Source organism: Clostridium drakei, assembly GCF_000633595.2.
Taxonomy (GTDB): domain Bacteria; phylum Bacillota; class Clostridia; order Clostridiales; family Clostridiaceae; genus Clostridium_AM; species Clostridium_AM drakei.
The window spans coordinates 26,389-41,534 of the sequence record NZ_JIBU02000053.1 but is presented as its reverse complement, the minus strand read 5'-3'; the positions used below and the strand labels follow the sequence as shown (position 1 = coordinate 41,534).

Below are 15,146 nucleotides of genomic sequence, written 5' to 3'. Positions count from 1 at the left end.
TATGCTGTGAAGGAAAACTCACTTCATTAAGAAGTTCTAATGCTTGAGATATTGAAAAATGACTACCTCCTCAAATGCGACGTCCTGTCACTTTCGGAGCTTTTGCCGTCCTGGCAAAAATTACGCCATTTTTCAATATCTCAAGCAAAGAACTTCTAAAATTCGTTCGCATCTTCCTTCACAGCATATATCAGTCTACATACAGTTGAAAGTTACTTCTTAGTGCATTACGTATACACATAATACTGTGATATGGCTCTAAATAAAAAGCGTAGCTTTCATAATATCTGTTATATAGTTTATGTATATTTCAGCTATTTTAATAATACTCTATGGCGCAGCCTGCAAAAATAATAAATTTATTGATTATTACCTTTATGAGATACTTGCATATTTTTTTATGTTATATTTTTCAACAACCTAAATAATAAATTTCTTTTAAGGTATTTCTATAAATATAGAAAGCAACCGACTTTTAAATGAAATATATTAGTCTATCAACAGGCTGCACCTTAATTTTTAAGCATTATAAGTTATGATTATAAATATAATTTTCACTTACTAAAACTACTTATGACGATGTAATTAGGTGTGTACACTTGAACTTGCTAGTTTGGATTTTAACTTTTAGGTAGTGATATATGATAAGTGTGTCATCACATTAGCTAAATTGTTTTAGAATAATTAAAACATTTAGCCGTGATGACACACTTATCATATATCACGGACTAAAAGTTAAAATCCAAACTTTCACTGCATCCTTGTGTTGCATTATTTTTAAACTGTGAAAGTAGAGAGTAGTTAAACTTTTAGCATTAATATTTAAATGAAATTATTTTTCGTAACCATTTAAGTGATTTTTATGCCACTTCCATGCAGTTTCTATTATAGTTTCAAGAGAGTTGAATTTAGGTTCCCATCCAAGTTCTTTTATAGCTTTTTCAGAAGATGCTATTAAAGTTGCAGGGTCTCCGGCACGTCTTGCAGCAATTTCAGCTTTAATATTTATACCTGTTACTTTTCTTGCTACATCTACAACTTCTTTAACAGAGAAACCTTTTCCATTACCTAAATTGTAAATTTGACTTTCGCCACCATTTTTAAGTCTTTTTAAAGCTAATGAGTGAGCAGAAGCAAGATCTGATACATGAACATAATCTCTTACACATGTACCATCTTCAGTATTATAATCATCTCCAAAAATCATTATTTTTTCTCTTTTACCTAAGGCAGTCTGTAAAATTATAGGGATAAGATGACTTTCAGGCTTGTGATCTTCTCCAATCTTTCCATTTATATGAGCACCACAAGCATTAAAATATCTTAATGCAGTATATTTTATGTTATAAGCTTTATCACACCATTTTAATATCTTTTCTACTGCAAGCTTTGATTCACCATAAGGGTTCGTTGGAAAAGTTTTATCCTGTTCTAATATAGGTATGTTTTCAGGTTCACCATAAGTTGCAGCTGTAGATGAAAATACAATATATTTAACATCATGTTTATTCATAGCTTCTAAAAGTTTTATAGTAGAACTAATATTATTATCAAAATATTTTAATGGATTTTCTACACTTTCACCTACTAGAGAATTTGCTGCAAAATCTATAACAGCATCAATTTTATTTTCAGTAAAGACTTTATCCAAAATTTTATTATCTTTTAAATCTCCAATATAAAATTTTCCACCTAAAAGTGAATCCTTATGGCCTGTTTGAAGATTGTCAAGGATAACAACATCATGACCACTTTCTAATAAATAAGCAACCATGTGACTGCCTATATAACCAGCGCCACCACAAACTAGTATGTTCATAATAAAAGACCTCCTAATATATAAGTATAAATTTTAGAATTAAGTTAAAAATATTAATTTAGTGAAAGCTTAATTCTTTATATAGTATATTTTTTCCATAGAAAAATAATTTTTTAAATACAGTATAACTTAATATTAATATACTAGCAATATATATATAAAATTAATGTTATATGGTATTTTATATGGATTTTTAACGGTTTGCTATATGAGCTGATTTACTAAATTAACTCATATAACATCAAAAATTGACAACATATATCCAGCATAGTATAATTATAGCCAATAAAACATTCGCTTCTAAATGAATAAAATTTATGTAAAACCGATTGACGCTTGAAGAATAAATATCACAATTCTAAAAAATAAGTAACTAATTAGTAATGTAGCCTCCTACTAAAGAGTTATCAGTGAAAAGTTCATTTCAAAAGAGTTTAGTTTATGCAGTCTGTTCTGAAAATTGTGGAATTAACCAATATTAATTGTAATAAGCCAAAAGTAATGGTTGATGAAGGATAGTGGGATATTATTCTGAATATTTGGTCAATTAATGGTTTTAAAAGAAATGTTTAATGATATTTAACAATAAGGGGGATAGAAAATGAAATGGTTTTACAATTTAAAAATAAGAGTTAAGATTATTTTGTATTTTGTTATGCTTGTAATTTTTATTGGAGTGGTTGGAATCATCGGCATTACCAATATGAGAAACATTAACAGCAGAAGTGAAGATATGTATAAAAACAATTTACTTGCGATACAAGATGCTCAAAATATACAGAAAGATTTATTTGTTATCCGTTCAGATTATTTGTCAATGTTGTATGAAAAAGACAACTCTAAGGTACAACAAAGAATAAATGATATTCAAAAACTAATAGAGGAATGTAATCAAATACAAAAAGATTATGAGCCAACTATTCAATCTTCAGAGGAAAGAAATTTATTCAATTCTTTAAAGAATAATTTTACCATGTATAAAAACACATTAGATGAACATATGAGCTTAATGAAAGCTGGCAATTATTCAGAAGTAAGTTCTAAAGTGACTCAACTTGCAAATTTGAGAGAAAAAAGCGATCAATCAATTCAAGATTTAGTAAGTTTAAATAAGAAAAATGCGGAAACAAAGAATGCAATAAATGTTGCAAGCTATAAAAGTCAATCTATAATTATGATTATAGTCATAATGCTAGGAGCTGTACTTGCAGTACTTGTAGGGTTATTGTTTGCCAATATGATAAGTAAACCTTTGAATCAAATTGTAAATGCAGCTAATAGTATAGCTAAAGGTGATTTGAATGTATATGTAAAAGTAGATACTAAAGATGAAATAGGTATATTGGCAGATGCCTTTATGAAAATGTCAACTAATATCAATGAAGCTATGTCAAATATAAATGCAGCAGCAGAAGAAGTATCAGCAGGAGCAAAGCAAGCGTCTGATTCAAGTATCGCACTTTCACAAGGGAGTACTGAACAAGCAAGTTCAATTGAACAACTAACTGCTTCTATGGAAGAAATATCTTCTCAAACAAGTGAAAACAGTAATAGTGCAAGTAAAGCAAATGAGCTTGCCTATGCTACCCAAGAAACTGCTATTAAAGGTAATGAACATATGAAGGAAATGTTAAAATCAATGGAAGATATTAATGAATCATCTTCAAACATTTCAAAGATTATTAAGGTTATAGATGAAATTGCATTTCAAACTAATATACTCGCTCTTAATGCTGCAGTTGAAGCAGCAAGAGCTGGACAACATGGAAAGGGTTTTGCAGTAGTTGCAGAAGAAGTGAGAAATTTAGCTGAACGTTCTGCTAATGCAGCTAAAGAAACTACAAATATGATTGAAGGTTCTATTAAAAAAGTTGAAAGTGGTACTAAAATAGCATCTGAAACAGCATCAGCATTAAGTGAAATAGTTAAAGATGTTTCAGAAGTAGCAGAGCTTGTAAAAGGTATAGCTGAAGCATCAAATGAACAAGCATTGGGTATTGAACAAATTAATCAAGGAATCATGCAAGTGTCAAATGTAGTTCAGACTAATTCTGCAACTTCTGAAGAAATTGCAGCTTCAAGTGAAGAGCTATATGGTCAAGCTGAAATGTTAAAAGAAGAAGTAGAAAGATTTAAGTTGAAGAAAATAGATAATTATTATGGTAAAACAGAAAAATTTAGTCCTGAAGTATTAGAACTTTTGAAAAAAGTAAATGAAAGTAAAAAGTATGGCAAAAATAATTCACCTAGAATTGCTTTAACTGATAAGGAATTGGAGTTAAATGAATGATTGAAAATAGTATTTTAAATAATAACAATTCATTTCTAATTAATGCCTTATCATGTATGGCTGATGGTGTAATTGTTGTTGATGTTAATGGGAAAATTATGTTTTTAAATTCAGCAGCAGAAGAAATAACGGGATGGTTATCAAAGGAAGCAAAAAATGAAAATTTTAATACTATTTTTCCTTTGATAAATATCAGTACGGGTGAAAAAATTAGAAGTCCAATTGATAATGTAATTAAATTGGGAAAGTCAGTTGGACTTACTAAAAATTCGGGACTAATAACAAAGGATAATAGGAAAAAATATATTTCAGCTAATAGTTCACCTATAAAAGATGATTATGGAAATTTTATTGGGGTAGTTGTAGTTTTTAGGGATATTACAAGAATTAGAAGTATTGAATTAGAACTAATAAATAAGGAAATAGAACTTAGAAAAGCAAAAGAACAAGCAGAAGCAGCTAGTAAAGCTAAAAGTGAATTTTTGGCAAATATGAGTCATGAAATTAGAACACCTCTTAATGGATTAGTTGGTATGGTGGATTTAACTCTTTTAACTGATTTAAATTGTGAGCAAAAAGAAAATTTAATGACAGCTAAATCTTGCGCAAATTCTTTGTTAAAGGTTATTAACGATATATTAGATTTTTCAAAACTTGAAGCTGGAAAATTAGTTATAGAAAATATTAATTTTGATATTAAAAATCTTATAGAAGAAATAATAAGAGCTAATTCTTCAACTGCAGTTGCAAAAGAAATTGAATTAAATTACACATTTTCTTCTACTATACCTCAGTTCCTTATAGGAGATCCAAATAGATTAAGACAGGTGTTAAATAATTTAATTAGTAATGCAATTAAATTTACGGAACATGGAGAAATTTCATTAAAGGTAAAGAATATAGAAACTATTGATGAACATGTTAAGTTAGAATTTAGTGTAACTGATACAGGTATTGGGATATCAGAAGAGAACATAAATACAATATTTGAAAGTTTTAGCCAAGTAGATAGTTCATCTACAAGAACAGTAGGAGGCACAGGATTAGGACTTGCCATATCTAGACAGCTTACTAAGATAATGGGTGGAAATTTGTTGGTTAAAAGCAAATTTGGTCAAGGAAGTAGTTTCTATTTTATCTTGAAATTCCCTGTTGGTAAAGAAGTGAAAAAGATAATAAAACAGCCTTTCAAGATAAATAAGACAACTAAAAAATTAAATATATTGCTTGTGGAAGATGATAAGTTGAATCAACAAGTTATAGAACGAATGTTAAAAGAAAGAGCATATTTTGTTGATATTGCAAATAATGGTTCAGAAGCAATAAAAATGTACGAAAATAAAAAATATGATGTAATACTTATGGATATTCAAATGCCAGTAATGAATGGTATTGAAGCTACAAAAATAATAAGAGAAAAAGAAATTGAAAATCATACACCAATTATAGCTATTACAGCATATGCTTTAAAGGGCGATAAGGAAAAATTTTTATCAAAGGGGATGGATGATTATATACCTAAACCTGTAAAGATGGATAAGCTGTTTAATGTTATAGAAAGTCATACAACAGGTAGTAAGGAAGAAAATTTGAAAAATTTCAATATAAGATTTGGTGAAAATGGAGAAATTGAGTTTTTTAATGATGAAAGTAGAATTCTTAACAAAGAAAAACCAATTATTATGAAAAAATTGTTATATTCTATAGAAGAGCTCAATAAAGCCTTGCAGAAAAAACAATTATCATCTATTGAAAGATTAGCAAATAAAATAAAAAGTTTATCTGATGAAATAAATATATACGAATTAAAGGATATTTCTTTTAAGATAGAACTTTCTGCAAGACGTGGAGATCTTAATGAAGCTGTCTATTATGCTAAGAAAGTGAGTGAAGAATTTGAAATCCTTAAAAAGTCAATTTTAGATATTTAAGAATAAAGTATGATTAGGGGGATACTGCTATGAGAATATTAATTGCAGAAGATGATTTGGCCAGCAGAAGATTTTTATTGAAGTTTCTTTCACAGTATGGAGAATGTGATATTGTAGTGGATGGTATAGAAACTTTGGATGCTTATTTAATTGCTGTTAAAGAAAATAATCCTTATGATCTTATTTGTCTTGATATAATGATGCCTAAAGTAGATGGAGTAAAGGTACTTAAAGCTATTAGAGAATTTGAGGATGATAGAGGGATTATTCCTGAAAAAAGAGCAAAAATAATAATGACAACAGCTCTTATGGATACAGAGTATGTTCATAAATCTTTTGAACTAGGTTGTGAAGCATATGCTGCTAAGCCTATAGATACAAATAAACTAATTGAAGTTATGAAAAAATTAGAATTAATATAATAAAGAGGTGGACTTTTATGAAAAAGATCTTAATTGTAGATGATGCAATGTTTATGCGTGTTGCACTTAAAACGATGCTTGAAAAAAATGGGTATGAAGTTGTGGGGGAAGCTGAAGATGGAGCTGATGCTATAAGTAAGTATTCAATATTAAAACCAGATATAGTAACAATGGATATTACTATGCCTAAGATGGATGGTGTAGAAGCACTGTCTGAAATAAAAAAGAAAGATCCTAATTGTAAAATTGTTATGATTTCTGCTTTAGGACAAGAAACTTGGGTTAAGAAGGCTATTATAATTGGAGCAAAAGGATTCATAGTTAAGCCTTTTAAAGAGGAACATGTTATTAAGACTTTAAGTAAACTGTAACTATATTATATTTAAACAATTTAATAGAATATAATTTTAATTAAAAAACTATGAAATACAGGGTTAATCCTTGAATTTTATAGCTTTTTTTTATGTATAAATTAATAGAAAAAGAATTTATTGAGCATATATTTTGAAATAATTGTTTCTGGAATTAAAAACAGAAAATTTCGAAAATAAACACTTTATAATCAATATTTATTATGATAAAATTATATAAACTAGATAAATAAGCTTTGCTTCATTGAAATTAAATGTATTGACTAATAGGGGGAATTAGTAATGAATAAACAAATATTAGTTTCAAATGTTATATTAAAGCTAGATAAGCTAGGAATAAAGTATTCATTAGGACAAGAAACAGATGTATCAATAAATTGTGATTTTATAAATAAAATATGGAAAGTTGGTATTGAAAATATAAACTACTCTGCATTTGTGTACTTTAATGAAGAAAATAAAACTGTTTTTATGTGGGAAATGATAAAAGATAATAGCTCTGGATTTTCATTTGATTGCGATACTGGAACCTCTTTTCAATCAGGTACTGCAATTTTTAGACAAGTCAAGACATTTCCTCATGATGGAAATGGAGAATATCATGAATGTATTCTTGATCTAAATGATATATCTAAGAGTTTCAAAGAGGTAGCTAAAGAAAATGGATGGAAGTTTAAGAGGGTAATAAGAAAAAAGAAAGCTTTGTATTTACAAGCAGGATAGTATATAGGAATTAAGGCTTTTCCTTTATAGTTGATGCAAACTTCAAAAATGTTATTAAATATCTTCTTTTGCTTATATAACAAGTATGTAATTACCGCACTTATTAAAAATAAGAAAATATAGTTTTATGTATTATAATGTGATATTATATTGTCAATGAATTTTATAGAATAACAGGTGATTTATATAATATGAAAAAATTGAAATTAACTACAGTAATATTAACGGTAATAATTTTAGCTATTTTTTTATTTGTATATAAAAATAAAACTATTAATAGAGAGTTAATCAATTCTAAAAAAGTAGTAAGTAGTGTAAATAAAAAAGTAATTAACAAAAAAGACGAACTTAATTTTTCTGTTCTTGGAGATGTACATGGAGATGCTCGTAAACTGAAAATTGCTATTGATGATTTGCATGATATAAATAATGATGCTGATGTAATGGTGTTTAATGGTGATAATGTAGATCAGGGGATAAAAAGTCAGTATTATATAATGGAAAGTACTTTGGATAAAAAATCAAATGTATTACCTAAGATTATAATTAAAAATATTGGTAACCATGAGTATTTTGACTATGCAAGAGGCAAAAATAATTCTGAAGATGTTGAAAAGCTTAAAAATATGTATTTAAATTTTGCAGGAGAAAAGTCTATATATCATGATAAGTGGATTAATGGATATCATTTTATATCCCTGGGATCAGAAGTTGGTAATACAGAAAAACCAGGTTCAGCAGTAAATGCTTTTTTATCACAAAATCAATTGGATTGGCTGCAGCAGAAGTTATCTGAAAAGCATGAAAAAGGTAAGCCTATTTTTATATTTTTACATCAGCATTTAAGTACTAGCATATCAGGTTGGATTGGAATAGAACAAAGAGATGAGCTTAATGAAATTTTGTCAAAATACCCTGAAGTTATTTTGTTTACATCGCATACACATGTTTTGCTGAGTATAGATAATGTAAATTCCAATGGAACATTTACTACAGTTCATACAGGAGCTGTTCATTATGACATATTGCCAGAAAAAGACCATAAAATTAAAAGACTTTATAATGAAAGTCAAGGATTGTATGTAGAAGTGCATGGAGACAAAGTATTAATAAAAGGCAGAGATTTTGCAAAAAAATCCTGGATATTTTCAAAAGAAATTGATACTAATGTAAAATAGATCTTTTACAGTTTAAGCACATTGTCAAACTCGGTTCCCTCAGACAGGACTAAAGTTCTAAGGCTTTCCAAATCTTCAAGCTAAGAATAATATTAAAGCAATTTAGCTTATGTGATGAACCACTTACCATATATCACTACATAAAAGTTAAAATCCAAACTAGTAACTTCAAGTGTATGCATATAATTACATTGTTATAAGTTACTTCGCTTATGTCGCAATGTGCTTAAATTATAAATTTTATATGTTAATGAATATTATTTTGTTCCAAAACTTTTATAAATTCTTGTACAATAGCTGGATCAAATTGAGTACCTGAGTTTTTTCTAATTATTTCAATGGTTTGTTCTTTTGTAAATGCTTTTCTATAAGGTTTTTCATTTATCAGTGTGGCATAGGTATCAATTATAGAAATAATTCTTGATTGTATTGGAATTTTATCTCCTTTTAGGCCTCTAGGATATCCTTTACCATCCCAACGCTCATGATGATCAAGTACATATTCAGATACCTTTGCCATATTGTTAACTGAGTTTAATATATGATATCCTGTTTCAGGATGATGTTGTATTTCAAAGCGCTCTAGATTAGTTAACTTGTCAGGTTTATTAAGAATGTTCTCATCTAAAGATATATTTCCTATGTCGTGAAGTAATGCTGCTGTTCTTAGATCTTCAATATCATTATCAGACAAGTTTAATTGTTTGCCTACCATTTCACAAAGATTGCTTATTTTTAAATAATAGTCTTCAATTCCTTTGAATTTTTCACACATGGTATCAATTATTATATTTATAATATTTAATTTTATATTTTGACTTTCACATAATTTTTGCTTGTACATGTTTTTCTCAGCCTTTTTAAAAATGTTTGCAATTTTATTGCTACATGTATTTTTACATGCACATCCAAAAGAAATTGATAAATTAATAGATCCAACTTTTTCAAAATAAGTTGATTTTTGCATTTTTTCCACTAATAATTCAGCCCCTCTTAAATTAGTTTTAGGAAGCAATATGGCAAATTCATCACCACCAATTCTTGCAATAACATCATTGGTTTTGCATGATTTTTTCATTACATAAGCAGCCTTCTGTAAAAGTTTATCACCAACTAAATGACCAAAAGCATCATTTGCCAATTTTAAACCATTGACATCTGCAATAATAAAGCCTAAAGGATAATTTTCTTCAATATCCATTCTTGCTAATGCATTTTCAAAAAATCTGCGATTATGAAGTTTGGTTAATTGATCATGAAAGCTTAAGTATTGTATTTTTTCATTTTTTTTCTTTTTTTCTGAAATATCTCTAAATATAAGTATCATTCCAATTATAAAACCTTCACTATTTCTAATTGGTGATGCACTATCCTCAATAGGAGTTTCAGTTCCTTTCTTAGAGATTAATAAAATATTGTAATTAAGTTCAGTAGTTCTTTTAGTATTAAATACAATTTTTAATGGACTTTCACATTTTTCTCTTGTTTTTTCATCTACAATATTAAAAATTTCATCAAATGCTTTACCTAAAACTTCATCTTCTTTCCAGCCTAAAAGTTTTTCAGCAGTTGTATTAACTAGACTTACATTTCCATTTTTGTCTGTTGATATTATACCATCACTAGCAGACATTAGAGTACTATAAAGTAATTTGTTTTCTTCCATTATAGTATCCGCTTTAACATTTACATTTTTAATTATATTGTTAATTGAATTGTTCATTTTATTAAGAGCTGTTACAAGTTCTCCAACTTCATCTCTTCTATTATTAAAATGTTCTGGAAATTTTGTTTCTAACAAACTGTTAGGAATTTGTTTTACTTGGTCAACAGCAATTTGTATAGGAAAAGTTATATTTTTTGATATAATGTATGTGATTATAATAGATAAAAAAATGGATAATGTAGATAAAATAATAAAAATAATTATATTTTTAATAAGTTCGTTATATTTTAATTCTTTTTCTTTAGCAATTATTATATCTATATCATATTGTCTTTTAGGAGTATAGTTTTTTCTTATTGTAGTATCTAATAAATTAATTTCTCTATTATTTGATATAATTTCATTATGTAATGAAACTAATCCTAGTATTAATATCATAATAAGCATTATAAACGATAAAATAAGCATTTTTGCTTTTATTTTAAAGTTATTCAACATCTTTAGCACTCCCTATCATATTTGGTATTAATTAAGTGAAAAATAACCCTTATATAACAATATTTTACTATGAAATTGGACATATTAAAAGTAAAAATTTCCAATTAAACAAGTAAGTTTTTGTTATAGTATATGACAGTGTAAATATTTGCTTTAAATTTAATTTATCCATTGACAGAGTAATAAAAGTATGTAAAATTAAATTAATGACACGTACGTATATGTAAAATGTTTAAGAGGTGTAAAAGTATGATTTATGATGATGATAAATTACCTAAGTATGTTAAAATAGCTGAATATTTTAAAAAACTTATGGAATCTGGTGGAATAAAATATGGAGAAAAAATACTTTCAGAAAGTGAAATTGTGGAAAAATTTAAGGTTAGTAGACATACTGTTAGGCAAGCACTTATGGAACTAAATAATGGTAAATATATACAAAAAGAACAAGGGAAAGGTACCTTTTGTATTTTTAGAGAAAAGGATAATTCGGTAAAAAATATAGCCGTGCTTACAACTTATATATCTAATTATATATTTCCTACAATCATAAGTGGTATTGAAGAAGTATTAAGTTCTTATGGATATAATCTAACATTATTTAATACCAATAACGAAAAACAAAAAGAGAGAGAATGTTTAAAAAAAATAATTGATAGTGAAGTATTAGGACTTATTGTTGAACCTACTAAAAGTGCACTTGAAAATACAAATTTAGATTTGTATAGAGAATTAGAAAAAAAAAGTATACCTTATATTATGATTAATGCACAATACGATGCATTAAATCCAGCGTATATAATTATGGATGATATAAAGGGTGGGAATATTATAACAAATTATCTATTACAGTTGGGTCATAGAGAAATAGCAGGTATATTTAAGTCAGATGATCTTCAAGGTGTAAACAGAAAGCTTGGATATATAAAATCTTTGGAAGAATATAAAATAGAATTAAATAAAGATTATTTAGGAGAATATGAAACTAGTGAAGCAAATTTTTTCCCTTATGAATTTACTAGCAATCTACTTAGAAAAAGTAACAGACCATCATCAATAGTTTGCTATAACGATCAAATAGCAGTACAAGTTTTACAGGCTATACGAGATATGGGATATAGTGTTCCAGAAGATATTTCTATTGTTGGATATGATGATTCAGATTTAGCTACTGCAACAGAAGTAAAGCTTACAACTATCAGGCATCCTAAACAGGAAATGGGAAGAAGATCAGCTAGATTTTTAATGAATATGATTGAAAAGAAAGAAGAAAAATTAGAATATATCTACAAGCCAGAACTTATAGTAAGAAATTCTGCAATTGTTAGGGGAATTCAGCTTAACAAGGAATCTTCTAGTATAATAATTAAGTAATAAACAACTTGCCAATGTATTAAAAACAGTAATTAGTTTTTCTATTATAATTGGATCATATTTAATTTAAAAAATTATTTTATAGTGATACTTATTTAGAAAATATTCTATTGAAGAAGGGTTTTTTATAAATATGAAGAATATAATATTAGATGTACGTACAACATTTGGCGATTGTACTCATATTGATAATTCAAAGCAATCAACTTATAAGTAAGTTTAAATATTAAGTGTTATAAAGAGTCTTTTTTAGATAATACATATCAATGAATTAAGTTAAAATAATGCATCCTTTAAAGTTTACAATTGTGAAAACGTATACACGAAATTACATAGTAATAGTAAATTTATTAAATTGAAAATATTATTAATAACATTTTAGGAGGTAAGTTATGGGCAAATATGTTGTAGGTGTTGATTTTGGAACACAATCTGGTAGGGCAGTTGTTATATCAGTAGATGAAGGGAAACAATTAAGTGAAGCGGTCAGTTTTTATAGGGATGAAGTAATTGATGAATTTTTACCAGGAACAGATATTAAACTTTCATCAGATTGGGCTCTTCAAAATCCAGATGATTATATTGAGGTGTTATTTACTGCAGTACCTGAAGCTATTAAAAAATCTGGAGTGAATAAAGATGATATTATAGGAATAGGCATAGATTTTACAGCATGTACTATGATGCCAGTATCAAAGGATGGTAAGGTTTTATGTCAAATAGAAGAATTTAGAAACAACCCACATGCATGGACTAAACTATGGAAACATCATGCAGCTCAATCAGAAGCAAATAAATTAAATGAAATTGCCAAAGAGAGAAGAGAAGATTTCCTTCAGAGGTATGGTGGTAAAATATCATCTGAATGGTTAATACCAAAAATATGGCAAATATTAAATGAAGCACCAGAGATTTATAATGAAGCAGATAAATTTATGGAAGCTACAGATTGGGTTACTATGCAGATGACAGGAGTAGATATTAAAAATAGTTGTACTGCAGGATATAAAGCAATTTGGAATAAGAGAACAGGATATCCTTCAAAAGAATTTTTTAAAGCACTAGATTCAAGACTTGAGAATTTAGTAGAAGAAAAGCTAAATAGTAAAATAGTGTCCATAGGAAGTAAAGCAGGAGAGCTTATAAAAGAAATGGCAGATAATATGGGGCTTAATTCAGGAACAGCTGTGTGTGTAGGAAATGTAGATGCACATGTATCAGCACCAGCAGTTAATGTAGTTGAACCAGGTAATATGCTTATGATTATGGGAACATCTATATGTGACATACTTTTAGGAATGGAAGAAAAAATAGTACCAGGAATGTGCGGCGTAGTTGAAGATGGAGCTGTGCCAGGATTTTTTGCATATGAAGCAGGACAGTCAGCTGTAGGAGATATATTTGAGTGGTATGTGGATAACTGTATACCAGAAGAATATAGAAAAGAAGCTTTAGAAAAAGAAGTTAATATACATTCATTATTAGAAGAAAAGGCTTCAAAATTAAAACCAGGTGAAAGTGGACTTCTTGCTCTTGATTGGTTAAATGGAAATAGGTCTGTACTGGTTGATACGGATTTAACAGGAATGATCTTAGGACTTACTCTTTTAACAAAACCAGAGGAAATATATAGGTCATTAATTGAAGCCACTGCTTATGGTAAGAATATAATAATAGAAACTTTTGAAAATTCAGGGGTACCTATTAGAGAACTTTATGCTTGCGGAGGACTTCCACAAAAAAATAAGATGCTTATGCAAATATATTCTGATGTTACAAATAAAAGAATAAATATATCTGCATCTCCTCAAACACCAGCGTTGGGTGCAGCAATGTTTGCAGCGGTAGCTGCTGGAAAAGAGAATGGTGGATATGATGATATATTCGAAGCAGCTAAAAATATGGCCAAGCTTAAAGAAGAGCATTATGAACCTGTTAAAGAAAATATGGAAATATATAGAAAATTATATAATGAGTACAAGAAGCTTCACGATTATTTTGGAAGAGGAGAAAATAATGTAATGAAAACTTTAAAAAATATAAAAAGTGAAGTAAGTAAATAAAATTTTGGGAGGTAAAAAATGTTAGAGGATCTAAAAAGCAGAGTGTTAGAAGCAAATTTAGAATTGGTTCGTAAAAATCTTGTTATATATACATGGGGAAATGTAAGTGGAATAGATAGGAAAAGTGGACTTGTTGTCATAAAACCAAGTGGGGTAGATTATGATGAACTTAAAGTAGAGGATATGGTAGTAGTTGATCTACAAGGGAAAATAATTGAGGGACATTTTAATCCTTCTTCAGATACTCCTACACATCTAGTATTGTATAAGGATTTTAAAGAAATAGGAGGAGTGGTACACACCCATTCAGAATGGGCTACTAGTTTTGCTCAGGCAGGATTAAGTGTGCCAGCATTTGGTACAACTCATGCAGATTATTTTTATGGAGAAATACCATGTACTAGAGCTATGATTGAAGGAGAGATAAAGGGAGAATATGAAAAAGAAACAGGCAATGTAATAGTGGAAACATTTAAAAATATTAATCCATTATTTACTCCAGGAGTATTGGTAAATGGTCATGGTCCATTTAGTTGGGGAAAAGATTGTGATGAAGCTGTTTACCATTCAGTGGTAATGGAGCAAGTGTCTAAAATTGCCTTTAATACAATTAATTTAAAAGGAAATAGAAATCCTATGGATCAAGTATTGTTGGATAAACATTTTTTTAGAAAGCATGGAAAAAATGCTTATTATGGGCAAAAATAATTAATTTTATATTTTAAATAAATTACAAGGGGTCTTATAAATGATAAGTGTTTTCTTGCATTACCTATTTAATGTAATAAAGCACTTATTGTCATACTTAAAA

Annotated in this window: 11 protein-coding genes; 9 read left to right on the top strand and 2 right to left on the bottom strand. The window is 28.2% G+C overall.

Annotated elements, in window-relative coordinates; translation table 11 throughout:
* Positions 1-832: 832 nt before the first annotated feature.
* The gene (galE, locus tag EG57_RS0221955; RefSeq protein ID WP_032079238.1) at positions 833-1,819 is read right to left on the bottom strand and encodes a UDP-glucose 4-epimerase GalE; all 987 of its coding nucleotides are present in this window, start codon (positions 1,817-1,819) and stop codon (positions 833-835) included.
* Between the two features lie 601 nt (positions 1,820-2,420).
* Between galE and EG57_RS0221950 the strand changes: the two genes are divergently transcribed.
* The 6 genes from EG57_RS0221950 to EG57_RS0221925 all read left to right on the top strand — a co-directional run bounded on the left by EG57_RS0221950 (position 2,421) and on the right by EG57_RS0221925 (position 8,734).
* The gene (locus EG57_RS0221950) at positions 2,421-4,109 is read left to right on the top strand and encodes a methyl-accepting chemotaxis protein (protein WP_032079237.1); all 1,689 of its coding nucleotides are present in this window, start codon (positions 2,421-2,423) and stop codon (positions 4,107-4,109) included.
* The gene (locus EG57_RS0221945; RefSeq protein WP_032079236.1) at positions 4,106-6,040 is read left to right on the top strand and encodes a response regulator; all 1,935 of its coding nucleotides are present in this window, start codon (positions 4,106-4,108) and stop codon (positions 6,038-6,040) included. Before EG57_RS0221950 ends, EG57_RS0221945 begins: the two co-directional genes overlap by 4 nt.
* Before the next feature lie 29 nt (positions 6,041-6,069).
* On the top strand, positions 6,070-6,462 hold the full coding sequence (locus EG57_RS0221940) for a response regulator (RefSeq protein ID WP_032079235.1): 393 nt from the start codon (positions 6,070-6,072) through the stop codon (positions 6,460-6,462).
* 17 nt (positions 6,463-6,479) lie between these two features.
* Positions 6,480-6,833: a response regulator gene (locus EG57_RS0221935; protein ID WP_032079234.1), complete on the top strand. Its 354-nt coding sequence runs from the start codon at positions 6,480-6,482 to the stop codon at positions 6,831-6,833.
* Positions 6,834-7,115: 282 nt separating this feature from the next.
* Positions 7,116-7,556: a hypothetical protein gene (locus tag EG57_RS0221930; protein WP_032079233.1), complete on the top strand. Its 441-nt coding sequence runs from the start codon at positions 7,116-7,118 to the stop codon at positions 7,554-7,556.
* Positions 7,557-7,747: 191 nt separating this feature from the next.
* Positions 7,748-8,734, top strand: a complete 987-nt coding sequence (locus tag EG57_RS0221925) for a metallophosphoesterase family protein (RefSeq protein ID WP_032079232.1) — start codon at positions 7,748-7,750, stop codon at positions 8,732-8,734.
* A gap of 247 nt (positions 8,735-8,981) precedes the next feature.
* Here the strand turns inward: EG57_RS0221925 and EG57_RS25280 are convergent, their stop codons facing one another.
* Positions 8,982-10,898, bottom strand: a complete 1,917-nt coding sequence (locus EG57_RS25280; RefSeq protein ID WP_034853981.1) for an HD-GYP domain-containing protein — start codon at positions 10,896-10,898, stop codon at positions 8,982-8,984.
* A gap of 249 nt (positions 10,899-11,147) precedes the next feature.
* Here EG57_RS25280 and EG57_RS0221915 point away from each other — a divergent pair, with 249 nt between their 5' ends.
* The 3 genes from EG57_RS0221915 to EG57_RS0221905 all read left to right on the top strand — a co-directional run bounded on the left by EG57_RS0221915 (position 11,148) and on the right by EG57_RS0221905 (position 15,043).
* Positions 11,148-12,272, top strand: a complete 1,125-nt coding sequence (locus EG57_RS0221915) for a GntR family transcriptional regulator (RefSeq protein ID WP_032079231.1) — start codon at positions 11,148-11,150, stop codon at positions 12,270-12,272.
* Positions 12,273-12,664: 392 nt separating this feature from the next.
* Positions 12,665-14,335, top strand: a complete 1,671-nt coding sequence (locus EG57_RS0221910; RefSeq protein WP_032079230.1) for a ribulokinase — start codon at positions 12,665-12,667, stop codon at positions 14,333-14,335.
* 18 nt (positions 14,336-14,353) lie between these two features.
* Positions 14,354-15,043, top strand: a complete 690-nt coding sequence (locus EG57_RS0221905) for an L-ribulose-5-phosphate 4-epimerase (RefSeq protein WP_032079229.1) — start codon at positions 14,354-14,356, stop codon at positions 15,041-15,043.
* Positions 15,044-15,146 lie beyond the last annotated feature (103 nt).